General features: G+C 56.6%; 23 protein-coding genes. 14 read left to right on the top strand and 9 right to left on the bottom strand.

Annotated elements, in window-relative coordinates; all coding sequences use genetic code 11:
• Positions 1 to 121: 121 nt before the first annotated feature.
• Together ACN1CO_RS05995 and ACN1CO_RS05990 are read left to right on the top strand one after the other, a co-directional pair.
• Complete coding sequence (locus ACN1CO_RS05995; protein ID WP_419138238.1) at positions 122 to 1,543, top strand: M20 family metallopeptidase; 1,422 nt, start codon at positions 122 to 124, stop codon at positions 1,541 to 1,543.
• Positions 1,540 to 2,808 (top strand): MFS transporter, encoded by a 1,269-nt coding sequence (locus ACN1CO_RS05990; protein WP_419138237.1) that lies wholly within the window; start codon positions 1,540 to 1,542, stop codon positions 2,806 to 2,808. Before ACN1CO_RS05995 ends, ACN1CO_RS05990 begins: the two co-directional genes overlap by 4 nt.
• A gap of 306 nt (positions 2,809 to 3,114) precedes the next feature.
• On the opposite strand, the gene aldA is transcribed toward ACN1CO_RS05990, so the two are convergent.
• The gene (gene aldA, locus ACN1CO_RS05985) at positions 3,115 to 4,551 is read right to left on the bottom strand and encodes an aldehyde dehydrogenase (RefSeq protein WP_419138236.1); all 1,437 of its coding nucleotides are present in this window, start codon (positions 4,549 to 4,551) and stop codon (positions 3,115 to 3,117) included.
• A gap of 196 nt (positions 4,552 to 4,747) precedes the next feature.
• Here aldA and ACN1CO_RS05980 point away from each other — a divergent pair, with 196 nt between their 5' ends.
• Entirely contained in the window at positions 4,748 to 5,014 is a 267-nt protein-coding gene (locus ACN1CO_RS05980) for a DksA/TraR family C4-type zinc finger protein (protein WP_419138235.1), read from the top strand.
• A 3-nt stretch (positions 5,015 to 5,017) separates the two neighbouring features.
• Here ACN1CO_RS05980 and ACN1CO_RS05975 read toward each other — a convergent pair whose 3' ends face one another.
• Positions 5,018 to 5,116: a YoaK family small membrane protein gene (locus tag ACN1CO_RS05975; protein ID WP_008925225.1), complete on the bottom strand. Its 99-nt coding sequence runs from the start codon at positions 5,114 to 5,116 to the stop codon at positions 5,018 to 5,020.
• A 43-nt stretch (positions 5,117 to 5,159) separates the two neighbouring features.
• Positions 5,160 to 5,483 carry a hypothetical protein gene (locus tag ACN1CO_RS05970; protein WP_090960862.1) on the bottom strand — a complete coding sequence of 108 codons (324 nt, stop codon included), beginning with the start codon at positions 5,481 to 5,483 and terminating at the stop codon, positions 5,160 to 5,162.
• Positions 5,484 to 5,842: 359 nt separating this feature from the next.
• On the opposite strand from ACN1CO_RS05970, the gene rhaT reads away from it, so the two are divergent.
• Positions 5,843 to 6,877 carry an L-rhamnose/proton symporter RhaT gene (gene rhaT, locus ACN1CO_RS05965; protein ID WP_090960865.1) on the top strand — a complete coding sequence of 345 codons (1,035 nt, stop codon included), beginning with the start codon at positions 5,843 to 5,845 and terminating at the stop codon, positions 6,875 to 6,877.
• A gap of 286 nt (positions 6,878 to 7,163) precedes the next feature.
• Here the strand turns inward: rhaT and rhaR are convergent, their stop codons facing one another.
• Both rhaR and rhaS read right to left on the bottom strand, forming a co-directional pair.
• Positions 7,164 to 8,030 (bottom strand): HTH-type transcriptional activator RhaR, encoded by an 867-nt coding sequence (gene rhaR / locus ACN1CO_RS05960; RefSeq protein ID WP_419138234.1) that lies wholly within the window; start codon positions 8,028 to 8,030, stop codon positions 7,164 to 7,166.
• An 11-nt stretch (positions 8,031 to 8,041) separates the two neighbouring features.
• Complete coding sequence (gene rhaS / locus ACN1CO_RS05955) at positions 8,042 to 8,863, bottom strand: HTH-type transcriptional activator RhaS (protein ID WP_419138233.1); 822 nt, start codon at positions 8,861 to 8,863, stop codon at positions 8,042 to 8,044.
• A gap of 291 nt (positions 8,864 to 9,154) precedes the next feature.
• Here rhaS and rhaB point away from each other — a divergent pair, with 291 nt between their 5' ends.
• Genes rhaB through rhaM form a run of 4 tightly spaced genes read left to right on the top strand, consistent with a single transcriptional unit; the run spans position 9,155 to position 13,033 of the window.
• The gene (rhaB, locus tag ACN1CO_RS05950; protein ID WP_419138232.1) at positions 9,155 to 10,627 is read left to right on the top strand and encodes a rhamnulokinase; all 1,473 of its coding nucleotides are present in this window, start codon (positions 9,155 to 9,157) and stop codon (positions 10,625 to 10,627) included.
• Positions 10,620 to 11,876, top strand: a complete 1,257-nt coding sequence (locus tag ACN1CO_RS05945; protein ID WP_419138231.1) for an L-rhamnose isomerase — start codon at positions 10,620 to 10,622, stop codon at positions 11,874 to 11,876. Before rhaB ends, ACN1CO_RS05945 begins: the two co-directional genes overlap by 8 nt.
• A 10-nt stretch (positions 11,877 to 11,886) precedes the next feature.
• Positions 11,887 to 12,729: a rhamnulose-1-phosphate aldolase gene (gene rhaD, locus ACN1CO_RS05940; protein ID WP_419138230.1), complete on the top strand. Its 843-nt coding sequence runs from the start codon at positions 11,887 to 11,889 to the stop codon at positions 12,727 to 12,729.
• Positions 12,719 to 13,033 carry an L-rhamnose mutarotase gene (gene rhaM / locus ACN1CO_RS05935; RefSeq protein ID WP_419138229.1) on the top strand — a complete coding sequence of 105 codons (315 nt, stop codon included), beginning with the start codon at positions 12,719 to 12,721 and terminating at the stop codon, positions 13,031 to 13,033. The genes rhaD and rhaM overlap by 11 nt, the downstream gene beginning before the upstream one ends.
• A gap of 32 nt (positions 13,034 to 13,065) precedes the next feature.
• Here rhaM and ACN1CO_RS05930 read toward each other — a convergent pair whose 3' ends face one another.
• Positions 13,066 to 13,716, bottom strand: a complete 651-nt coding sequence (locus ACN1CO_RS05930) for a TetR/AcrR family transcriptional regulator (protein ID WP_419138228.1) — start codon at positions 13,714 to 13,716, stop codon at positions 13,066 to 13,068.
• Between the two features lie 308 nt (positions 13,717 to 14,024).
• On the opposite strand from ACN1CO_RS05930, the gene bhsA (ACN1CO_RS05925) reads away from it, so the two are divergent.
• Positions 14,025 to 14,282 (top strand): multiple stress resistance protein BhsA, encoded by a 258-nt coding sequence (gene bhsA, locus ACN1CO_RS05925; protein ID WP_419138227.1) that lies wholly within the window; start codon positions 14,025 to 14,027, stop codon positions 14,280 to 14,282.
• 38 nt (positions 14,283 to 14,320) lie between these two features.
• Complete coding sequence (gene bhsA / locus ACN1CO_RS05920) at positions 14,321 to 14,578, top strand: multiple stress resistance protein BhsA (protein WP_419138226.1); 258 nt, start codon at positions 14,321 to 14,323, stop codon at positions 14,576 to 14,578.
• A gap of 76 nt (positions 14,579 to 14,654) precedes the next feature.
• Here the strand turns inward: bhsA (ACN1CO_RS05920) and ACN1CO_RS05915 are convergent, their stop codons facing one another.
• The 3 genes from ACN1CO_RS05915 to ACN1CO_RS05905 all read right to left on the bottom strand — a co-directional run bounded on the left by ACN1CO_RS05915 (position 14,655) and on the right by ACN1CO_RS05905 (position 17,796).
• Positions 14,655 to 15,839, bottom strand: coding sequence for a sugar transporter (locus tag ACN1CO_RS05915; RefSeq protein WP_419138225.1), 1,185 nt, complete (start codon positions 15,837 to 15,839; stop codon positions 14,655 to 14,657).
• A gap of 286 nt (positions 15,840 to 16,125) precedes the next feature.
• On the bottom strand, positions 16,126 to 16,386 hold the full coding sequence (locus tag ACN1CO_RS05910; RefSeq protein WP_419138224.1) for a hypothetical protein: 261 nt from the start codon (positions 16,384 to 16,386) through the stop codon (positions 16,126 to 16,128).
• Between the two features lie 159 nt (positions 16,387 to 16,545).
• Entirely contained in the window at positions 16,546 to 17,796 is a 1,251-nt protein-coding gene (locus tag ACN1CO_RS05905) for an MFS transporter (protein WP_419138223.1), read from the bottom strand.
• Positions 17,797 to 17,896: 100 nt separating this feature from the next.
• Here ACN1CO_RS05905 and ACN1CO_RS05900 point away from each other — a divergent pair, with 100 nt between their 5' ends.
• The 4 genes from ACN1CO_RS05900 (at position 17,897) to ACN1CO_RS05885 (ending at position 22,507) form a co-directional block, all read left to right on the top strand.
• On the top strand, positions 17,897 to 18,790 hold the full coding sequence (locus tag ACN1CO_RS05900; RefSeq protein ID WP_419138222.1) for a LysR family transcriptional regulator: 894 nt from the start codon (positions 17,897 to 17,899) through the stop codon (positions 18,788 to 18,790).
• A gap of 130 nt (positions 18,791 to 18,920) precedes the next feature.
• Entirely contained in the window at positions 18,921 to 20,138 is a 1,218-nt protein-coding gene (locus tag ACN1CO_RS05895) for an ROK family transcriptional regulator (RefSeq protein WP_419138221.1), read from the top strand.
• A gap of 113 nt (positions 20,139 to 20,251) precedes the next feature.
• Complete coding sequence (gene bioD, locus ACN1CO_RS05890) at positions 20,252 to 20,950, top strand: dethiobiotin synthase (RefSeq protein ID WP_419138220.1); 699 nt, start codon at positions 20,252 to 20,254, stop codon at positions 20,948 to 20,950.
• Between the two features lie 180 nt (positions 20,951 to 21,130).
• The gene (locus ACN1CO_RS05885) at positions 21,131 to 22,507 is read left to right on the top strand and encodes a nucleobase:cation symporter-2 family protein (RefSeq protein ID WP_419138219.1); all 1,377 of its coding nucleotides are present in this window, start codon (positions 21,131 to 21,133) and stop codon (positions 22,505 to 22,507) included.
• Positions 22,508 to 22,608: the final 101 nt, after the last annotated feature.

The following is a 22,608-nucleotide window of genomic DNA, read 5'->3' as shown; positions in this document are numbered from 1 at the left end:
ATCATAAAAGGGCAGCGGTACGTTGCTTTAAAAGCAACGCTCACTCGATAAATTGATAATTGTGGCAAAGAGAGAAGTTTGTCAAAGATAAAGCACGATAAAAAAAACAGACAGGGCAAACATGACAGAGCAACAGGCAGTTGACCAGGCGATGCACTATTTCGATAGCGGTGAGTTTCAGCAGCTGCTGGCGCGTCGCGTCGCCTGCGTGACCGAAAGCCAGCACCCCAGCAGAAAGGCGGAGCTGGACCACTATCTGCAACAGGAAATTGGCCCGCAGCTGGCGAAAATGGGGTTCACGCTGCACCCGTTTGACAATCCGCAACCCGGCAGCCCGCCGTTTCTGATCGCCACCCGCATCGAAGATCCGCTAAAACCAACGCTGCTCTGCTATGGCCACGGTGATGTGGTATTCGGCGACGATGAAAACTGGCGCGAAGGCTTATCGCCATGGCAACTCACTGCTGAAGACGATCGCCTGTATGGACGCGGCAGCGCGGACAACAAAGGCCAGCACTGCGTTAATCTCGCGGCGCTGGAGCAGGTGTGGCGGGCGCGCGGTGAATCGCTGGGCTTCAATTGCAAAATCCTGTTTGAAATGGGTGAAGAGATCAGTTCGCCAGGGCTGGCGGCAATCTGCCAGCAGCAGCAGGCACTGTTAAAAGCCGATCTTTTTATCGCCTCTGATGGCCCACGACTCAATGCAGTGCGACCCACGCTGTTCCTGGGCTCGCGTGGCGCGGCGAACTTCCGTCTGACTATTCAGGCGCGTGACAACGCCTATCACTCCGGCAACTGGGGCGGACTGCTCAGTAATCCCGGCACCCAATTGGCCAATGCGATCGCCTGTCTGGTGAATGCGCAGGGCGTATTGCAGGTCGCTGCGCTGAAACCGGACTCTCTGACTGACGCGGTGCGCGCCATCCTCAGCGATATTGATGTAGGCGGTATGCCGGGCGATCCGGCGCTGGCAGAAGGCTGGGGTGAGCCAGGCCTGACGCCTGCAGAGCGGCTTTATGGCTGGAACACGCTGGAGGTGCTGGCGTTTGAAACCGGCAATCCTGCACGTCCGATGAACGCCATTCCGGGCAGCGCCATGGCGGTGTGCCAGCTGCGATTTGTGGTCGGCACTGACTGGGAAAATCTGGTGCAGCATGTCGAAAGTCATCTGCGTCAGCACGGCTTCGATAACGTCAAATTGAAGTTTCTGCGCGGTTCACCGGCGACGCGGCTCGATCCGCAGGATCCGCTGGTGGCCTGGGCGCTGGATACGCTGGCCCGCAGCAGCGGTAAAAAACCGGCGCTGTTACCCAATCTCGGTGGTTCACTGCCCAATGAAGTCTTCGCCGATATCCTGGGCCTGCCGACGCTGTGGGTGCCGCATTCTTATCCCGCCTGCGGCCAGCACGGCGTCAACGAACACATGCTCAATTCCATTGCACGCGAAGGCCTGGCGATTATGACCCGGCTCTTCTGGCAACTGGGCGAAGAGGGCGATCAGCTGATGACACTCCACCATCAGTGGCGGAGAGGTGAACAATGAGTAGCATCGCGCAGACGACCCCGCAGGTGAAACCGAGCCTGCACAAAACGCTGTTCGCCACCTGCATCGGCAACGCGCTGGAGTGGTTCGACATCGCGGTCTACGGCTTTTTCGCCAGCTACATCGCGCACGTCTTCTTCCCGGTCAGCGATCCGTCGGTATCGCTACTGCTGACCTTTGGCAGTTTCGGTATCTCCTTCCTGATTCGCCCTCTCGGTGCCATTGTGCTCGGCAACTATGCCGACCGTCATGGCCGCAAAAAGGCGCTGCTGCTGTCGATTAACCTGATGATGCTGGGCGGGGCGATCATTACGTTTATGCCGGGCTACGCCACCATCGGTCTGGCAGCACCGTTACTGATCATCCTGGCGCGTCTGATTCAGGGCTTCTCCGCCGGAGGTGAATTTGGCAGTTCGACCGCCTTCCTGGTGGAGCACTTTCCCGAGCGTAAAGCCTTTATCGCCAGCTGGCAGTTCGCCACCCAGGGGGCCAGCACGCTGATGGCATCGGCATTCGGGCTGGGTCTGACCCACTGGCTGAGCGAAAGTGATATTCAGGCGTGGGGCTGGCGCATTCCGTTTGCATTTGGCCTGCTGATTGGCCCGCTGGGGATTTACATTCGCCGTCATGTGCAGGAACCCGCCAGCTTTGCCACGCAGGAGAAGGAAGCCGCGCCGCTGAAAACGCTGTTCGGGCGGCAGAAAGCGCTGATCACGCTGGCGATTGGCGTAATGGTGATTTCGACCGCAGTCAATTACATGCTCAACTACATTCCGACTTACGCCACCAAAACCCTGCATCTACCGGGATCGGTCGCCTTCACCGCCACGCTGATAGCAGGGATTATCCTGACGGTGGTGACGCCCATCATGGGATTGTGGGCAGAGCGGATTGGCCGGTTGCCGCTGATGTGGGGATCGCTGCTGCTGCTGATGGCGACCATCTATCCTGCTTTTAAATGGATGGTCGATCACACTACGCCCACCACGCTGATTCTGCTGGTAGCCTGGATGGCGCTGCTGAAGTCGGTCTATTTCTCGACGGTGCCGTCGGTGATGGCGGATCTTTTCCCGGCGACCACGCGCGCCAGCGGTATGGCGATCAGTTACAACGTGGCCGTGACGGTATTTGGCGGGTTTGCGCCGCTGATTTGCAGCATGCTGATTGCCGCCACCGGCAGCAGCCTGGCGCCAGGCTATTACCTGATGGCAGTAGCGGTGCTGAGTGGCATCGCGCTGCTGCGCTGCAGTAAGCGGGTGGCATAGCAGAGCCAGGAACGTTCTGTGATGAGATCGAGCCTGCGCAGAAAGCACGGTCAGATCGGAAAGTCGCAACAGCCGCCATCCCTGGCATGCTCGGCCCGCACGATTACGCACCTCATCCCTGAGGTGCGCCCGTAAACGGGCCAACGCGTTGCGTTGTTCAAAAACGCTCCCGGCGTTTTTGTCCTGGCGCGGGACGCTTTCCTCCTCTGACCGTGTTTCCTGCGTGTTGAGCCTATGGGGTGCTGCCAGAATCACACTGATTCAGTCTTGTCACTAATCTGTCAGGTCTGAAAATCGAGCCTGCGCTTAACTGAACTGTAAATAAGCAACATGGGTCTGCAGATACTCCTCCAGACCATGTTTCCCATCGGCACCGCCGATACCCGACTTACGCCAGCCGGCATGAAAGCCCTGCATCGCCTCGAAATTCTCACGATTAACATAGGTCTCGCCGAACTTCAGTTTTCGCAGCGCGGTCATGGTGGTATTGAGATTCCGGGTATAAATCGAGGAGGTCAGCCCATACTCGCAGTCGTTAGCCAGGGCAATCGCCTCATCCAGCGTTTTGAAGGCCATCACCGGCAGCACCGGGCCAAAAATCTCCTCCTGCATAATGGCCATCTCCTGACGCACATCGGTCAGCAGCGTCGGTTCAAAGAAGAAGCCTTTATCCCCGGCGCGCTTGCCGCCCAGCACAATTTTAGCCCCGGCGGCGACGGCATCCGCCACTTTCTGCTCAACCCGATCCCGGGCTGCGGCCGTAATCAGCGGGCCCATGTCGATATCGCTGCGTTCGGCTGGATCGCCAAATGTCACCTGCTGAAATGCGGTAGTCAGCGCGCTGATAAAACGATCGTAAATGCCTTCCTGCACATAGACCCGCTCTGCACAGTTACAAACCTGGCCGCTATTGATCATCCGCGAACTGACAATCGCCTGCACCGCCAGATCGAGATCCGCATCGTCCATCACGATGGCGGGGGCTTTGCCGCCCAGTTCCAGCGACACTTTGGTGACATTTTTAGCGGCGGCTTCCATGGTGGCGATACCGGCGCCGACGCTGCCGGTCAGACTCACCAGTCCGACTTTTGGATTTGCCGCCAGCTCCTGTCCTACTTCCGGCCCCAGGCCATAGACAATGTTAATCACACCCGCAGGAAGGCCCAGCTTTTGGATGATGTCGGCAAACAGTGCCGCATTGTTTGGCGTCAGCTCACTGGGTTTAAGTACGATGGTATTACCGGTGATCAAAGCTGGTGCCGCCTTACGGGCGATCAGGAAGAAAGGGAAATTCCACGGCAAAATCCCGGTGGTGACGCCAATCGCCTTTTTAAACAGGAAGATATTCTCGTTGGGGCGATCGCTGTTGATGATCTCGCCTTCATAACGCCGTGCCCACTCGGCCATATAATCGAGATAGTCGGCGGTGAACAGTACTTCGGTATTCGCCAGTCCCTGAGTTTTTCCGCCCTCCGCCACAATGGTTGCCGTCAGTTCAGGTTCGCGGTCGCGGATAGCGCTGGCGATTTTGTGCAGCCAGACACCGCGCTCCACCGCAGGCAGTGCTTCCCATCCAGGCTGAGCCGCTTCTGCGGCGTCGATGGCAAGGCGGACATCCTGACGAGTGCCTTCGGGAATACGTGACAGCAGTGTCTCTGTGGCCGGGTTAATCACCTCAATCCACTGGTCACCCTGATGAGCGACGAACCCGCCATTAATGTAATGTTGATGATGTGTTGTCATGTGTTTATCTCTCCGCTATCGATACGTTGCAGCAATGTGATGGCAGGGTGAAACAGAATGCCAGGCGCCACCTTTTGCTGATTGCCAGTTGCCGGGAGCGGCTGGCAGCCAATCACAGATATCGGTGAGTTCTGCGGCAAAAACGTCAATCTGTTGTAGATTTAAAGGAGTGAAGTCGTAGAAAAGGGGTTAAATCATGGCAAGCGGATGGGCAGGAGACGGCGCAGTACAGGAGCAGATTGATAGCACTGTTAATGACGGAATTGAGCGGGTGAGACAATCGATCGGGCAGGGCGAAAGCGCCACCGAATGTGAACTCTGCGGCGAACCGATTCCGGAAGCGCGTCGTCAGGCGCTGAAAGGCGTGCACTACTGCGTAGCGTGTCAGGAAAAAATCGATAAACAGCAGCAGACCAGCAGCTTATATAATCGTCGGGGCAGTAAAGATAGTCAGCTGCGCTAACGCTCAGGAGCCTGGCATCGCCAGGCCGCTGCCAATAAACCATGCCAGAAAGCCCACGCCCGCCACGATGATGGCGATCGGAAATAGAATTCCAATTCTCATATTCAACCTGCTGCAAAGAGCGATTTCAGGGTCGGCGATCTTATCATGAGATCTGGAGGACTGCGCGGTGGGTTTTCAGCAGAGTAAAGAGCTGGAACTGCGTGGCATCGTTCTCCTCGCGCAACACCTCGCCTTTTTTATAGAGAATATGATGCACATGGCCGAGCTGACGCCAGACCACAATCGCTGAGGCGATAAGCGCGCAATGCTTCTCCGCCTGCAGACACTCAATGGTGGCGTAGTGCGTTTCATCCATACCATTCACAAACACCTTTATCGCCTCTGCGGGTAATATCGCCCGCAAATCATCCAGCATCACCCGGCTGACTGACTGCGAAAGAAACAGTGTTAACCACTTTGATGTCATCCCAATCCCTGAACCAATCAATTTTCCCCAGTTTATACGACCTTGCCCGCGTTAATAAAAGGCTTCTTTGCAGATTTGCCACCATACCAGCATCAATGGCAGTCAGATCAGAATTGTGCTGCGCCACACGGCAGAATGGTAAAAAACAGAGAATAATAAGCGAGTTAGCTAATTAATGGTCCGATTTTATAACAACTGTGAAATTGTGATCCCTGACGGGATTAACGGTCAGAAATTGCCACTTCGCTCCGGCTTCCGGCATTTATCCAAAGGCTGATCAATTCCTGCAAAACGTAGACTGCCTGCTGAGCGGAAGCAGACAGGTTTCCGACAGGCCTCAACCTAACCGGGGAATAACAATGAACAGTGCCATTATTGCGGGTATCTTCTGGCATTTTGTCGGAGCTGCCAGCGCTGCGTGTTTTTACGCACCTTTTAAGCAGGTGAAAAGATGGTCATGGGAAACCATGTGGTCGATTGGCGGCCTGATGTCGTGGCTGATCCTGCCGTGGGCGGTGAGTGCCATTTTGCTGCCGGACTTTATGGCTTATTACAGCAGCTTTACGCTGTCGCAGCTGACGCCGGTATTTCTGTTTGGCGCGATGTGGGGCATAGGCAACATTAACTACGGCCTGACTATGCGTTATCTCGGGATGTCGATGGGCATCGGTATCGCGATTGGAATTACCCTGGTGGTCGGCACGCTGATGACACCGCTATTACAGGGGCGCTTTGGTGAGCTGTTCGCCTCGGCGGGTGGCCGGTTGACGTTGCTGGGCGTGCTGGTGGCGCTGATTGGCGTCGGGATTGTGTCGCGCGCCGGGCTGTTAAAGGAGCGGGCGCTGGGGATTAACGCGGAGGAGTTTAATCTCAGAAAGGGACTGGTGCTGGCGGTGATGTGCGGCATTTTCTCGGCCGGTATGTCGTTTGCGATGGATGCGGCGAAACCAATGCATCAGGCCGCCGCTAATCTCGGCATCGATCCGCTTTATGTGGCGTTACCCAGCTACGTGATCATCATGGGCGGCGGGGCGCTGGTTAATCTGGCCTTCTGTTTCTGGCGGCTGGCCACCCGGCCTGAGCTGTCGGTGCGTAAAGACTTCTCCGTCGGGAAGTCACTGCTGATTGCTAATACCGCTTTTGCCGTGCTCGGCGGCACCATGTGGTATCTGCAGTTCTTCTTCTACGCCTGGGGACATGCCCGGATCCCGGCGCAGTATGACTATGTCAGCTGGATGCTGCACATGAGCCTTTACGTTCTCTGTGGCGGTCTGGTAGGTCTGCTGATGAAAGAGTGGAAGTCAGCGGGACGTCGCCCGGTGAGCGTGTTATCGATCGGCTGTGTGGTGATTATCATTGCTGCCAATATTGTTGGTCTGGGTATGGCAGCCTGAATGCGAATACAGAGACGCTGTCTTTATAAAGAAGGCCCTTAGAGTTTGCAGAATGGCGGTCAGATCGTGCCCGCTCAGGGAACACGGTCAGATCGGAAAGACGCAAAAACCGCCATCCATGGCATGCTCGGCCCGCGACGTCCTGTCGCGGGACGCTTTCCTCTTCTGGCCGTGTTCCCTGCGCTTTTTAGCATATTCATTGCTGCTAATAATTCATTGGGGGAATTTCAGTGCGCTAAATTGCTTGCCGGAAGGGTGTTGAACGGGCTTTCAACACAGGCCCATTTTATTCAGACTCGGTACTTTTCAAAGCCTGCCGTGGCGCAATAAATCGCTGACGCCAGGCAGTGGGCGTTAAACCGGTATCGCGGGTGAAGACCACCGAGAAATAATTACTGTCATCAAAGCCGCAGCGGGCGGCGACCTCACTAATCAGACAATCCTGGGTGCGCAGCAGATATTTTGCCTGACAGAGCTGCAGCTGACGCAGGTAATGACCAATGGTCATCCCGGTCTGCTGGCGGAAAAGCTGCCGCAGCGCCCGTTCGCTGAGCTGGTTCTGCTGACAAAACGCCGGCAGATCGAAGGGGCGGGCAATCGCGCCCTGTAAGGCGGACATCAGCAGATCCAGCTGTTCGCCTTCCGGTAACGCCCACGGACGGTCGGCGGCATAGCCGTGACGACGCAGAATCAGCGCCAGCTGTAAAAACAGCGCTTCTGACAGCTGAACGGACAGCGGATCGCTTTTGCGGCTCTCACGCTCCAGCTGGCTGATCACGCCCCGGGCCAGCGCCATCCCTCGCGTGGTCAGCCGCCAGCAACCCGGGGCATCCGTACCCTGTTGTGGCAGCAGCTGATTCCAGTCAAGAGCGAGACCAAAGCGGTCACGACAGTAGAGGATGTTATCCAGCACCAGATCGTGGACGCTGTCGTAGCTGTGGCAGTCAGTGTCGCGGATATAAAAAACGTCGCCGCAGGTTATCAGCCACGGGCGATCGTTGAGGACATGCAGGCCGTTGCCGCGCCAGACAATTACGATTTCACTGAACTCATGTCGGTGCGGCGGGAAAGAGGGTTGGGGCATCCTTTCGGCTACCGCCACCGGCAGAGTAGCGGCGGGAAAATAGTCATCCCGACTGAGTATCAACGCCATGTTCGACTCCTTTACATCATCTGCTGGCGCTCCGCTCGCGGTGCACAGCCAAATTCGCGCCTGAACAGGGTTGAGAAATGGTTGCTGTCACCAAATCCACACTGGAAGGCGATATCGGTAATACGCATATCACTGTGACGCAGCAGATGACGGGCCTGCAACAGCCGCAAACGGTTCAGATAGCGCTGCGGCGTACTGCCGGTCTGCTGTTTCATCTGCCGATGCAGGGTACGCAGCGAGAGCGAAAAGCGATCGGCCAGCTCCTCCCAGACGATCTCGTCACTGTAATGATCGCCCAGCCAGTCGAGCAGGCGATGTAACCGTGCCTCCTGGTCCTGACTCTGTCCATCAATACACGCTTCCCGCAACAGCACCAGTAGCTGTAAAAAAAGCTGCTCCTGCCGCGCCTGCTTTTCCAGCGACCAGGCATCATCGGGCTGCATCTGCGCCGCCACGCTCAGCGCCTGCGCCATCACTTTGTGATTGATGCGCCAGTGAGAGCTGTATTGCCCATCCTGATCGCAGGGCAGTAAAGCCTGCAGCCCGGAGAGAAAGCGAAACGCGCCGGGACTGCGATAAAGCACGTTGGTCAGGCATAGATTATCGGTCTGTTCATAGAGATGACGATCGTGATCGCGTACAAAGCAGACACAACCAGCGCACAGCGTTTGTGGCTGACCATTAAACACATGAATGCCGGAGCCTAGCTCAACCAGCACAATCTCATGGAAATCATGATGATGTTCCGGAAAGGCTGCCTGCGGTATCCGGGGTTCAATCGCTATCGCGTAATCGCCCTCGGGGAAGAAATCCGCACTGTGCAATATGGTCATGATCTTCTCTCGCTGATTAACAAAACCGTAACGCAGTCTAATCAGCACGCTGTCACCTTACCTTGAATTTTCACCCTGACTCAGCAGGAATCCTGCTGATTTTTCAAGAAATCCTCAGCAGTTAACCGTTTTGCGGCAGGGGTCACATCCTCCTGACTGGCGCCTCTGTGATCTCTCTCACGAAGTTCTTTGCAAGTCTGCCAGGGCTTATCCGCCGCTGGCACTCGGGGGAAGGTGTTAAAGCGGCAAGCTTTTTACTCTGTGACCACTCAATCACAGGGAATCCTCGCCATGACCAGGAGAAACATTGTTGCTATCGATCTCGGCGCATCCAGTGGACGGGTTATGCTCGCCAGCTGGGATGCCGAACAGCGCCAGCTCGCGCTGCGTGAGGTCCGGCGCTTTAAAAACAGGCGTCAGCGTCGTGCCGGTTATGACTGCTGGGATCTGGCGATGCTGGAGCAGGAGATCCGAGCCGGGCTGGCTCAGTTAGATGAAGAGGGGATCGCACCTGACAGTATCGGCATCGACACATGGGGCGTGGATATGGTGCTGCTGGATGCGCAGGGCGAGCCGGTAGGTGAGGCGGTCAGCTACCGTGATGCGCGCACCCATGGTCTGATGGAGCAGGCGCAGCAGGAACTGAGCCGCAGTGCTATCTACGCCCGAACCGGCATTCAGTTTCTGCCGTTCAACACGCTCTATCAGATGCGCGCCCTGCATCAGCAGCATCCCGACTGGCAGGCACGTGTGGCGCATGCGCTGATGATCCCTGACTACCTGCATTATCGCCTGACCGGCAACCTCAACTGGGAATACACCAACGCCACCACCACGCAGATGCTCAATATCCACAGCGGCGAGTGGGATCGTGATTTGCTCGCCTGGGCGGGCGTTGATGCGCAATGGTTCGGTCAGCCGCAGGCGCCGGGTAATACGGTCGGACACTGGATCAATAGCGCGGGCATCCCGGTTCCGGTGATCGCCGTCGCCACCCACGACACTGCCAGCGCTGTGCTGGCAACGCCGCTGATGCAGGACGATGCTGCCTATCTCAGCTCCGGAACCTGGTCGCTGATGGGCTTTGAAAGTCTGCAGCCCTATGCCAGTGATGCCGCGCTGCGCGCCAATATCACCAATGAAGGCGGCGCAGAAGGCTACCGGGTACTGAAGAACATCATGGGCTTATGGCTGTTGCAGCGCATCTGCGGCGAACTGCAGATTGAGGATCTCAGCACGCTGATTGAAGAGACGGCCCGCCAGTCGGCCTGTGAGTCACTGATCAATCCCAACGATGCGCGCTTTATCAATCCCGACAGTATGGTCAACGAGATTCAGAATGCCTGCGCAGAGCAGGGAATGCCGGTTCCGCAATCGGCCGCGGCACTGGCGCGCTGCATTTTTGACAGCCTGGCGCTGCTCTACCGCGAAGTCATTCACGAACTGGCTACGCTGCGCGGCAAGGCGTTCAGCCAGCTGCATGTGGTGGGCGGTGGCAGTCAGAACCGCTTTCTTAATCAGCTCTGTGCCGATGCCTGCCAGATTCCGGTACTGGCCGGTCCGGTTGAAGCCTCCACATTGGGTAACGTCGGTTGCCAGCTGATTGCGCTGGGCGAACTGATCGATGTGGCTGATTTCCGCTGCAGCGTTATCAACAATTTCCCACTCGAAAAATTCGAACCGCAAACTCACAACGTCTTCCGTGCCAGTCAGGCACGCTTCGCGACGCTGAGTCAAACCGCTAAGGAACCCGCTTATGACTAAGCAGATTGAACAGGCTTTTGAACTGGCTAAACAACGTTACGCCGACATTGGGGTTGATGTTGAACAGGCTATCCGTCAGCTGGACCGCATTCCGGTCTCGATGCACTGCTGGCAGGGGGATGATGTTCGGGGATTTGAGAATCCGCAGGGCGCACTGACCGGCGGTATTCAGGCGACCGGCAACTATCCAGGTCGGGCACGGAATGCCAGTGAATTACGCAGTGATATCGACAAGGCGATGTCGCTGATCCCCGGCGCAAAACGCCTGAACCTGCACGCCATCTATCTGGAAAGCGACAAGCCAGTAGATAGGGATGCTATTGAACCTGCCCATTTCGCCAACTGGGTGGCCTGGGCCAAAGAGCATCATGTAGGGCTCGATTTTAACCCCAGCTGCTTCTCGCATCCGATGAGCGCCGACGGCTTTACGCTGTCCCACAGTGATAAAAAAGTGCGACAGTTCTGGATCGATCACTGCAAAGCGAGTCGCCGCATCTCCGCGTATTTTGGTGAGCAGCTGGGCACGCCGTCAGTGATGAATATCTGGGTGCCGGACGGCATGAAAGATATCACCGTGGATCGCCTGGCTCCGCGTCAGCGCCTGATGAGCGCGCTGGATGAAGTCATCTCAGAAAAACTCAATCCGCAGCACCATATTGATGCGGTAGAGAGCAAGCTGTTTGGCATTGGCGCAGAGAGCTATACCGTGGGCTCCAATGAGTTTTATCTCGGTTACGCCGCCAGCCGCCAGACGGCGCTGTGTCTGGATGCAGGGCATTTCCATCCGACCGAAGTGATCTCCGACAAAATTTCTGCCGCGATGCTCTATGTGCCGCGTCTGCTGCTGCACGTCAGCCGCCCGGTGCGCTGGGACAGCGACCATGTGGTACTGCTGGATGATGAAACCCAGGCGATCGCCAGTGAGATCGTCCGTCACAAGCTGTTCGATAAAGTGCACATCGGACTCGACTTCTTCGACGCTTCCATCAACCGGATTGCCGCCTGGGTTATCGGCACCCGTAACACTAAAAAAGCGCTGCTCCGTGCCTTGCTGGAGCCGACTGACCGTTTGCGTCAGGCCGAAAACAGCGGCGATTACACCGCGCGTCTGGCTCTGCTGGAAGAGCAAAAATCGCTGCCATGGCAGGCGGTATGGGAAGCCTGGTGCCTGCGCCATGACGTCCCGGCCGATGCCAGCTGGTTAGGCGATGTCCGTCATTATGAACAACAGATCTTGAGCCAACGTTAAGGATTTCACTATGCAAAGCATTCTTTCTTCCGGGTTTGTTAAGGGAATGGTCAAAGCGACCAGCGACATGTGGCTGAAGGGCTGGGACGAACGTAACGGCGGCAACGTCAGCCTGCGTCTGCTGGAGGAGGAGGTCAGACCCTTTGCCGCCGACTTCTGCAAAGCGCCGCGCTGCATTGAGCTGACACAACCCGCGCCCGCACTGGCGAATGACTGGTTTCTGGTGACCGGGTCAGGGAAATTCATGCGTAACGTCCAGCTGGATCCGGCGGATTGCCTGGCGCTGCTGCAGGTCGATGACAAAGGACTCTCATATAAAATTCACTGGGGCCTGTCGAATGGCGGCTTGCCGACCTCCGAGCTGGCGTCACACTTTCAGTCTCACGCGGTGCGTAAAGCAGTCAGCAAGGGTGCAGATCGGGTAATCATGCACTGTCACGCCACCAACTTTATGGCCCTGAGCTATGTAGTGGAGATGGATTCTGCCCGCTTCACCCGCCTGTTGTGGGAAGGCAGCACTGAATGTCTGGTGGTGTTCCCGGATGGCGTAGGGGTTTTACCCTGGATGGTGCCTGGCACCGATGAAATCGGTACCGCGACCGCCGGGCAGATGCAGTCACATACTCTGGTGATGTGGCCGTTCCACGGCGTCTTCGGCACAGGCCCGACCCTTGATGAGACCTTTGGTCTGATAGACACGGCGGAGAAATCGTCCGAAGTGATCGTCAAAGTGCTGTCGATGGGCGGTATTCGTCAGAGCATCACCACCGAACAGCTGGTCGCACTGGGTGAGCGCTTCGGCGTGAAGCCGTGGCAACCGGCGCTGGATGTGGGACCGGCTAATGCTGCGTAAAGCCTTTGTGATGCAGGTGAATGCTGACTGTCATGCAGAGTATGAGCGTCGCCACTCACCGATCTGGCCTGAACTGGCCGAAACCCTGAAAGCGCATGGCGCACACAACTATGCCATCTGGCTGGATGCCGAACGGCATCTGCTGTTCGCCAGCGTTGAGATTGAGTCTGAGGAGCGCTGGAACGCGGTAGCAAAGACGGAGGTGTGTCAGCGCTGGTGGGCCTCAATGAAAGATCTGATGCCGTCGAATGCGGATAACAGCCCGATCAGTCAGCCGTTGAAACCGGTGTTCTTTCTGGAATAGTGGAGAAAGGGCGGCAAAGCCGCCCTGATACTTTACCGCTTAGCCTGACACAATCCTGTCAGCGTCGGCCACATCGCCATCAGCGTATCAATAATGCTCTCAAGATCGTCTCGATCCACGCCTTCACGCGCCCGTACCGACATCCCCTGCAGCATACAACCCAGATATCGGGACAGCGCCGGAATGTTCACTGACGCACTCAGTTCACCACGCTGCTGACGTGCCAGAAGAAAATTTCTTAACACATGCTCCTGCGACTGATGCTGCTGTTGCAGCATGGTGGCAATCTCTTTCGACGCCGCCGACAGGGCGGTTGAGGTGCAGATAAAGAAGCAGCCGCCGGGAGAGTCGCGTTCGGTAAAACAGGCTGCGGTGGCGCGGAAATAGCCTTCAATCGCACGATCCACTGGTAACTGGTCATCACCTAACGCCGCTTCACGCCATGCGCTGAACTTCTCCACATAGCGCTCCATCGCTGCGCGAAACAGTCCCTCTTTATTCACAAATTCTGCGTAAAGGGTCGGCGCTTTAGCACCGGTTGCGGCCACCAGATCGGACAGAGACGTGCCCTCATAACCGTGTGTCCAGAACAGAGTCAGGGCTTTATCGAGCGCCGCTTCGCGATCGAACACTTTGGGTCGGCCACGGCATTTCTTTACATCGCAATCCTGAACCTGACTCATACACCCTCACTGACAGTAAAACATCCTATTAAATTACCGATCATTATAAAAATGTGCAAGGCCCGCTGTAGATCCCGCCAGCAGGGGTTGCCATTTTGTGCGCCAGCGCAATCTTACCGCCCCTATGGTTAAGTCAGAAAAGGGGCTGAAGCCCATAATCACGCCACTTCGCGATTAAAATAACGCTCATTAAATAAATATTGACGACGAGCCGCATCGGGGTCTATCATTTGTTTAACGGTCATTAATTAAATAGCGACAACCCAATTCAATCCAACCGAATTCAATTACCGAATAGAGAGAATATTATGAAAACCATCAAAACCACCCTGGCAGCTCTGGCACTGACAACTCTGACTTTTGGCGCCTATGCCGCTGACCTCGTGACCAGCGAACCGACTAATCAGCAGCCAGTTGGCACTATCTCAGTACAGGGCGGCACCAACCTGACTTCCCTTGAATCACAGCTGAGTGCTAAAGCGGATGAAGCTGGTGCGAAATCGTTCCGCATCACCTCAACCAGTGGCCAGAACAAACTGCACGGCACGGCTGTGATTTATCAGTAATTTGGTTTTTCAACAGACAAAGTGAGAAGGGGTTCGTTATGAAACGTATCAATATGATGGTGGCGGCAGCTGTACTCAGCGGCCTCTCATTTGCCACCGTGGCGGCCCAGCAGGTCAGCAGTACACCACTGGATCAGCAGAAAATCGGCGTCATCAGCGCAACGGGCAGTACTAATCTGACCTCGCTGGAGCAGCAACTGTCAGATAAGGCCAGCGATGTCGGGGCAAAGTCTTTCCGCATCACTTCGACCTCTGGCAGCAACAACCTGCATGGCACAGCCGTTCTTTATAAGTAAAAGCACGATAAATATTCATAATCAGGCTTCAGATAAACCCACTTATCTGAAGCCTTTTTTATTCTTATTGCGCGCGTTATCCGTTGCTCCGCAATTGGGGATAGCGACGGAAGATGTAAACACACCAGAGTAACGCCACCAGACCAATCATCCCGCCGACGTTCCCGACTTCCGCCATGCTCAGATGCTGACTCACCTGATTACCCAGCAGCGCGCCCGCGCCAATACCGATATTGTAGATACCCGACATCAGCGACATCGCCACATCCGTGGCATCCGGTGCCAGCGACAGCACACGCACCTGCATCCCCAGTCCGATCATCATCATCGCCATACCCCAGACAACGCACAGCGTTGAGATAGCAACAGGGCGGACGGCAGCAAAAATCAGCAGTCCCATGCACAGGGTGATGAGCGCGATAGCGGCAATCAGCAGCGCGGAGGGGAATTTATTGCCGAGGGTACTGAACAGCACGCTGCCCACAATACCGGCTGAGCCGAACAACAGCAGCAGCAGAGTCGTGAAATTGCCACTGGAATGGGCGACGTTCTGCATAAACGGTTCGATATAGCTGTAAGCGGTGTAGTGCGCGGTCACCACCAGCGTCACCAGCAGATACATGCTGACCAGCGCCGGACGGCGGAACAGCATCGGCACACTGCTCAGCGAGCCGGTATGCTCACTCGGCAGACGCGGCAGGATCCGCACCAGCATAATCATCAGCACCAGCGCCGAAAGGCCAATCGCGCCAAAGGTGGTGCGCCAGCCCAGATACTGCCCGACCACGCGACCAATCGGCACGCCCAGCACCATCGCCAGAGCGGTACCAGTCGCCAGCATACTCAGTGCCTGCGTTTTCTTACCGGCTGGCGCAACGCGAATCGCCAGCGAGGCGGTGATCGACCAGAACACCGCATGAGACAGGGCGATGCCCACGCGGGATACCATCAGCGACCGGAAATCCCAGGCGACGGTCGAAAGTCCATGACTGACGATAAAGATCAGGAACAGCACGCCCAGCAGCAGCCGTCGCTCAACATTGCGCGTCAGCAGCATCAGTGGCAGGGAAAGCAGAGCGACCACCCAGGCGTAGATGGTCAGCATGATCCCGACATCCGCCGTCGGCATGGAAAAGTCCGCCGCGATATCAGATAACAGGCCAACCGGCACAAATTCGGTGGTGTTGAACACAAAGGCGGCGATGGCCAGCAATACCACGCGTAGCCAGGCAGTTTTACGTGAAACAGTTGTTGATTGCATGAGGAGTCAAGTCAGTCAAAAAAGCGAATTTGGATGTGGCAGAAACACCCAGCGAAAGTGACCTGTGTCACAAATTAACCGCTATTGTAGTCAATAAGCCGGGAAGAGAAACCTTATAAACGCCTTTTATTACTGAATTTTTATTATCGCCCTGTCACAGGTCGATAGCCTGAGGTTATTGAGGGCGATGATGAGCGGGATTCAGTCGCAGCAGGGGTTTGCCTTTAAGCAGAAAGAGGCGGGACAGCGCAGCGGGAAGCGTTTGCCACTGAGCTGCCCGAGGGGTTTAACGGGGCGTCTGAGTGTGTTTCAGGGCCACACTGAGCTGAGCGGCCTGCTGTTCTGTGTTATTGAGCGGACAGCAGTTTTCACAACCTATAGCACCTGCATAATATTTTTTTGCCTGCAAAATGGCGGCGTTCACGTGATAAAAACTGCCCAGAAACAGTCTGTTATCTATGTCGGGAAGATGGGGGCACCCTGCCGCATGAACCACATGATTATTGTTATATCCCGATTGTTTATTGACGTAATAGTAGAGAGCCACAGGCGTTCCTTGTTGCCGTGTTAAAAGGCAAAGCAGATGAATTATTACAATAAAAAGGATTATAGCGGCAAACAGGCGTTTTGTTTGTTGTGGAACTGAATGAAACGTTCATCGTAATGCGCCGCCAGGCCCGGTCAGGCCTGGCGAAAGAAGGAATTATCAAAGTTTTTTTCTGTGGAGACGCCAGGCAACTGCCAGCGCCAGTATCAGCAGGATGCTGATAAACAGCGTTATCCCGCTCCAGCCAAAGTGATGCCAGAACAACCCGCCCAGCGTGCCCGCCACGCTCGAACCCACATAGTAGCTGAACAGATAGAGCGAAGAGGCCTGGCCACGCGCCCGGCGAGCACGCGGACCAATCCAGCCGCTGGCGACCGCATGGGCAGCAAAAAATCCGGCGGTGAACAGCATCATCCCCGGCAGGATTAGCCAGAGGGAGTTAAAGGCGGTGATCAGCAAACCCAGCAGCATGATGGCCGTTGCGCCCAGCATCACCGGTCCGCGTCCCAGGCGGTTGGTCAGCGCGCCTGCTTTAGGCGAACTCCAGGAACCGGTGAGATAGACCACTGATAACAGCCCGACCACGGCCTGACTGAGATGCCAGGGCGCATCCAGTAAGCGATAGCCAATGTAATTGAACAGAGTGACGAAGGCGCCCATCAGCAGAAATCCTTCGGCAAATAGCCATGGCAGGCACGGATCACGCCAGTGCAGCCGGAAGTTAATCAGCAGATTACGCGGACGCAGCGTGATGGGCCGGAAATGCCGCGATGCGGGCAGGATCTTCCAGAACATCAGTGCCGAGGCCAGCGAAAAACAGCCGATCACTGCCACAGCGATCCGCCAGGAGAACAGGTCGGTCAGCACACCGCTCAGCAGACGTCCGCTCATCCCGCCTATCGAGTTACCGCTGATATACAAACCCATCGAAAAGGCGACGACCTGCGCATCCATCTCTTCGCTGAGATAGGTCATGCCCACTGCCGCAACGCCGCTGAGCGACAGGCCCATCAGCCCCCGCATAATCAGAATGCCGTGCCAGCTGGTCATCGTGGCGGAGATCAGCGTGCAGATGGCGGCCAGCATCAGGGCGGTCACCATCACCGATTTTCGCCCGACAGCATCAGAGAGCGGACCGGTGACCAGCAGGCCCAGCGCCATCAGCCCGGTGGAGATGGAGAGCGACAGGCTGCTGGTCGCCGGAGAAACACCAAACTGCTGAGAGAGCACTGGCAGAATGGGCTGCACACAGTAGAGCAGGGCAAAGGTTGCCAGTCCGGCGGAGAAAAGGGCCAGCGTTACGCGCATAAATTTGGGCGTTCCCCGGCGGATATAACCTGAAGCGGCAGCAGACTCCGGCGCGGCAGGCACCGCTTCTTCCTCCACTGTTGCCTGTATTGAGCGACTCACACATCTTCCTTAATTAATTGTCAGAAAACCTGTCGTCAGCTTAGGAAAGCGGCATTATGATGTCTAATATATTAATAATCTCAAATAAGACGTTTAACATATGAATATTGAGTTGCGTCATCTGCGCTACTTTGTTGCGGTCGCCGAAGAGTTACATTTCGGGCGGGCAGCCCAACGCCTCAACATCTCACAGCCGCCGCTCAGCCAGCAGATTATCCAGCTGGAAGCGGAGACCGGCGCAAGGCTGTTTAACCGTACCAACCGCAGCGTGCAGCTCACCGCTGCCGGGCATCAGTTGCTGAGCGATGCCCGGGCGATTCTGCTGCAGGTTGAGCAGGCGGCCGATCGCGCTGCCCGGTTACATCGTGGCGAAGAGGGAGAGCTGCGGATTGGCTTTACCTCGTCGGCTCCGTTTACCGCCGTGGTCTCCGACGCGCTGTTCCGGTTTCGTCAGCGCTGGCCACAGGTACATATTCAGATGCAGGAGATCAACACCCGCCAGCAGCTGGCACCGTTGCATGATGGACGGCTCGATCTCGGCGTGATGCGCAACACGCCGCTGCCCGCCGATCTGCGGCATCAACTGCTGCTGAGCGAGCCGCTCTATGCCGTGGTGCATAAGGCGCATCCGCTGGCTGACGCCGACAAAATCTCTGTCAATGCCCTGGCGGCGGAACCCTTCGTCTTCTTCGATCCTCAGGGCGGAACCGCGCTCTATAGCGATATTCTGGCGCTGCTGCACCGCTATCACATCAAGCCCTACATCACCCAGGAAGTGGGTGAAGCGATGACCATCCTGGGTCTGGTAGCTACCGGTCTGGGCGTTTCCATTCTGCCTGCCTCATTCCGGCGGGCGCGACTGGCCGATCTGGTCTGGCTGCCGTTAACGGAAGAGGATGCCATTTCAGAGCTGTGGCTGGTCTGTTCAGCCGGACGGGAAATGAATGCGCAGATGGAGAACATGATGGCGTTGCTGCGGGAAAATCGGCCCTGAAGCGCCCGATTCACCGCATCAATCTGTGCGATAAATCACATTTCTAATCAAATATTTGACGCTGTCGCCTGATCTGCCTCACCATGGCGCATGTTTATTTAGAAGCGCGAAAATAACCGGGAGCAGGGTTGTGAATCCGGACAGTCAACCTGGCCACATTGACCAGATCAAGCAGACCAATGCTGGCGTCGTATATCGATTAATTGACCGTCACGGTCCCATTTCGCGTATCGAACTTTCCCGCCGTGCCCAGCTCGCCCCGGCCAGTATCACCAAAATTGTGCGCGAGATGCTGGATGCGCATCTGGTGCAGGAGACCGAGTATCAGGATCCTGGCAGTCGTGGCCGTCCGGCGATTGGCCTGATACTGGATACCGACGCCTGGCACTATCTGGCGATCCGTCTTCATCGCGGCGCGATGACGTTTACGCTGCGCGACCTTAGCAGCCGGGCGCTGGTGGAAGATAGCCTGCCGCTGCCTGATGAATCCGCGCAGCCGTTACTCACCGCGCTGATTGAACAGGTTGATGCCTTCTTTATCCGTCATCAAAAGAAGCTGGAACGCCTCACGGCGATTGCTATTACGCTGCCGGGGCTGATCAACGCCGCGTCAGGCGTGGTGCATCGGCTGCCGGGGTATGCGGTGCGCGATATGCCGCTGGGCGACGCGCTGGCGGCGCGAACCGGCTTGCCCGTGTTTGTGCAGCATGACATTTCCGCCTGGACGCTGGCGGAGTCGCTGTTTGGTGCCTCACGCGGTGCGCAGGATGTGATTCAGATTGTGATTGATGAGACCGTGGGCGCTGGCGTTATCAGTGGCGGTCAGTTGCTGCATAAAAGTGGCAGGGCACTGGTCGAGATTGGCCATACCCAGATCGATCCGTATGGTCAGCAGTGCTACTGCGGAAATCATGGCTGTCTGGAGACGGTGGCCAGCACCGGCAGCCTGCTGGCGCTGGCGGCGCAACGTCTGCCTGCCCAGCCTGACAGCCTGCTCAACAACCAGCCGCTGACGCTGGAGTCACTGTGCGCGGCCGCGCAGTCCGGTGATCGTCTGGCGCGCGACACCATCGCCAGCGTCGGTCATCACGTTGGACGGATTCTGGCGATGATGGTCAACATCTTCAATCCACAACATATTCTTATCGGTTCCCCTCTCAATGCTGCCGCTGATGTGCTGTTTCCGGCGGTGAGCAATACTATTCTGCAGCAATCACTGCCCGCCTACAGCGCGAGCATCCAGCTCGCACCCACTGAATTTAGCGAGCCGGGAACGCTTGGCGGTGCCGCGCTGATCAAAGATGCCCTCTATAACGGACATCTGTTAGTGAAACTGTTGCAAGGTTAAGCAGACCTGAACTTGCGCTAACGCAATCCGTTCTCATCCTCCATTCCTTAAAATGCTGTTTCGCAGCAAGGTTAATCACCGATTAACCGCAACGGTTTGAGAGGAGAAGTTGAGTGAACAGACTATTTGTTACCGGCACCGATACCGCAGTGGGCAAAACGGTGGTGTCACGCGCCCTGTTACAAAGTTTTATCCAGACCGGATGCAGTGCCGTCGGCTTTAAGCCCGTCGCGCGCTGTGCGGTCAAAACCGCTGATGGCCTGCGTAACAAAGATGCACAGGTTCTGCAAAGCGCTTCCTCCATCGACTTGCCCTATGAAGCGATCAATCCGCTGGTTTTCCAGGAAGAAGAGATCTGCACCCATCCGGGGCAGAACATTGATTATGGTTTGCTGACGCGCGGCTTAACCAGCCTGACGCAGCAGGCCGATCGCGTGGTAGTGGAGGGCACCGGCGGCTGGCGCAGCCTGATGAACGACGGCCGTCCGCTCTCCTGCTGGGTCGTTGAGCAGCAACTGCCAGTGGTGCTGGTGGTCGGTATTCAGTCGGGCTGTATCAGTCACGCGCTGCTGACAGCAGAAGCGATAGCGCTGGATGGCCTGCCGCTGGTCGGGTGGGTGGCAAATCGCATCAATCCGGGACTGGCGCAGTACAGCGACATTATTGAAATCCTGCAGGAAAAAATTGCGGCGCCGTTGCTGGGCGAACTGCCTTATCTGCCGCGGGCCGAGCAACGCGATCTGACGCCTTACATTGATATTTCCCTGCTGGAGCCAGACACGATGCACGCTGTGAGTGCAAAGATCGCCTGATTATGAAACAAAACAAATCATCTGAATCAGCGGTGAGCCTAAAGTTTCAGGCTCACCGCTGGCTCTCTGTATAAATTTCAACTTAAAATTGAATGACCTGGCGCGTAATACGCGAAAGGGTGACGGTATGGCGCAGAAAATGCATTAACTCCGCTTATCACACAGAGCCGGAGTTCCACCATGTCGCACTCACACGAGAAAGGTTTGTTATATGGGCTTGAGGCCCGCATTGGTCCCGTCCCGGCATTTTTCGCCGCGCTGCAACATCTGCTCGCCAGCGTGGTGGGCATCATCACGCCACCGCTGATTATTGGTTCGGTGCTGGGGTTGCAGACCTATCTTCCTTATCTGATCAGCATGTCGCTGTTTGTCTCCGGCTTAGGCACCTTTATGCAGGCCAGACGCTTTTATGGCATCGGGGCAGGGATGATTTGCCTGCAGGGCACCAGCTTTGCGTTTCTGGGCGTGATCCTCTCCGGTGGCCTGATGGTGAAAGGGCGCGGTGGTTCACCGGAAGAGATTATGGCGATGCTGTTTGGTTGCAACCTGGTGGCGGCGCTGATTCCGGTTCTGATCAGCCGCTGCGTTGGCTCGCTGCGCAAAGTGCTGACGCCGGTAGTGACCGGCACGGTGATCACCCTGATTGGCATCAGCCTGATCAAAGTGAGCATCACCGACTGGGCTGGCGGTCACAACGCCACCGATTTTGGCTCGCCGGGCAATCTGGCGCTGGGCGCGTTGACGCTGCTGGTGATTGTGGCGCTGAACCGTTCGCGCAACCGCTGGGCGCGGCTGGTGGCGGTAGTGGCCGGCATCGCAGTGGGATGTGTTGCGGCGGCCTTAACCGGTCATCTGCAATTGAAAATCGCGCCGGAGAGCAGCTGGCTGGTGTTGCCGGCTTTCTTCCGGTTTGGCTTCGCCTTCGACTGGACTATTTTCCTGCCGATTGCGCTGGTATCTGTCATCGCGGTGATTGAAGCGGTCGGCGATCTCACCGCCAACTGCCTGATTTCCCAGCAGCCGATCACCGGCAAGCCTTTTCAGCAGCGGCTGCAGGGCGGCATTGTCGCCGACGGCCTGAGCTGCGTGCTGGCAGCGGTTTTCTCCGCATTTCCTAACACCACGTTTGCGCAGAACAATGGCGTGATTCAGATGACCGGCGTTGCCAGCCGTTATGTCGGCATGCTGCTGGGAATTATGCTGGCGCTGCTGGGACTCTTTCCGTTTGTTGGCTCGCTGCTGCAGCAGATCCCGCCGTCCGTGCTGGGTGGGGCAACCATTGTGATGTTTGGCAGCGTGGTCGCTGCGGGTATCCGGGTGATGACCCAGACGCCGCTGGGCCGCCGCGAGATGCTGATTGTCGCGATTTCATTCGGGATTGGTCTGGGTGTAGAAGCAGTGCCGGAGGTGCTGAAGCAGTTCCCGCCACTAATTAACAGTCTGTTTGGTCATGCGGTAACAACCGGCGGCATTCTCGCCATTGTGCTCAATCTGGTCCTGCCAGACGAGGCACCTGCGGTGGAAGAGGTAGAGGTAGAAACGCTGACTGAAAGTTAAAAAGCAGAAGAGCCGATGTATCTCTCACAGACGGCTCAGAAATTTAAAGCGATGGGAGCATACGCCAGTAGCAAAGCATAGCGGGCCAGGGATGGCACGCT

Origin of the sequence: Pantoea sp. R13S299 (assembly GCF_048515925.1) — a bacterium.
Taxonomy (GTDB): domain Bacteria; phylum Pseudomonadota; class Gammaproteobacteria; order Enterobacterales; family Enterobacteriaceae; genus Pantoea.
The sequence above is the reverse complement of the archived record's forward strand: the minus strand, read 5'-3'. Positions and strand labels throughout refer to the sequence as shown.

Bases quoted from the DNA above. Each gene is read 5' to 3' on its own strand.
- ACN1CO_RS05995 (WP_419138238.1), top strand. From the start codon at position 122: ATGACAGAGCAACAGGCAGTTGACCAGGCGATGCACTATTTCGATAGC.
- ACN1CO_RS05990 (WP_419138237.1), top strand. From the start codon at position 1,540: ATGAGTAGCATCGCGCAGACGACCCCGCAGGTGAAACCGAGCCTGCAC.
- aldA (WP_419138236.1), bottom strand. From the start codon at position 4,551: ATGACAACACATCATCAACATTACATTAATGGCGGGTTCGTCGCTCAT.
- ACN1CO_RS05980 (WP_419138235.1), top strand. From the start codon at position 4,748: ATGGCAAGCGGATGGGCAGGAGACGGCGCAGTACAGGAGCAGATTGAT.
- ACN1CO_RS05975 (WP_008925225.1), bottom strand. From the start codon at position 5,116: ATGAGAATTGGAATTCTATTTCCGATCGCCATCATCGTGGCGGGCGTG.
- ACN1CO_RS05970 (WP_090960862.1), bottom strand. From the start codon at position 5,483: ATGACATCAAAGTGGTTAACACTGTTTCTTTCGCAGTCAGTCAGCCGG.
- rhaT (WP_090960865.1), top strand. From the start codon at position 5,843: ATGAACAGTGCCATTATTGCGGGTATCTTCTGGCATTTTGTCGGAGCT.
- rhaR (WP_419138234.1), bottom strand. From the start codon at position 8,030: ATGGCGTTGATACTCAGTCGGGATGACTATTTTCCCGCCGCTACTCTG.
- rhaS (WP_419138233.1), bottom strand. From the start codon at position 8,863: ATGACCATATTGCACAGTGCGGATTTCTTCCCCGAGGGCGATTACGCG.
- rhaB (WP_419138232.1), top strand. From the start codon at position 9,155: ATGACCAGGAGAAACATTGTTGCTATCGATCTCGGCGCATCCAGTGGA.
- ACN1CO_RS05945 (WP_419138231.1), top strand. From the start codon at position 10,620: ATGACTAAGCAGATTGAACAGGCTTTTGAACTGGCTAAACAACGTTAC.
- rhaD (WP_419138230.1), top strand. From the start codon at position 11,887: ATGCAAAGCATTCTTTCTTCCGGGTTTGTTAAGGGAATGGTCAAAGCG.
- rhaM (WP_419138229.1), top strand. From the start codon at position 12,719: ATGCTGCGTAAAGCCTTTGTGATGCAGGTGAATGCTGACTGTCATGCA.
- ACN1CO_RS05930 (WP_419138228.1), bottom strand. From the start codon at position 13,716: ATGAGTCAGGTTCAGGATTGCGATGTAAAGAAATGCCGTGGCCGACCC.
- bhsA (WP_419138227.1), top strand. From the start codon at position 14,025: ATGAAAACCATCAAAACCACCCTGGCAGCTCTGGCACTGACAACTCTG.
- bhsA (WP_419138226.1), top strand. From the start codon at position 14,321: ATGAAACGTATCAATATGATGGTGGCGGCAGCTGTACTCAGCGGCCTC.
- ACN1CO_RS05915 (WP_419138225.1), bottom strand. From the start codon at position 15,839: ATGCAATCAACAACTGTTTCACGTAAAACTGCCTGGCTACGCGTGGTA.
- ACN1CO_RS05900 (WP_419138222.1), top strand. From the start codon at position 17,897: ATGAATATTGAGTTGCGTCATCTGCGCTACTTTGTTGCGGTCGCCGAA.
- ACN1CO_RS05885 (WP_419138219.1), top strand. From the start codon at position 21,131: ATGTCGCACTCACACGAGAAAGGTTTGTTATATGGGCTTGAGGCCCGC.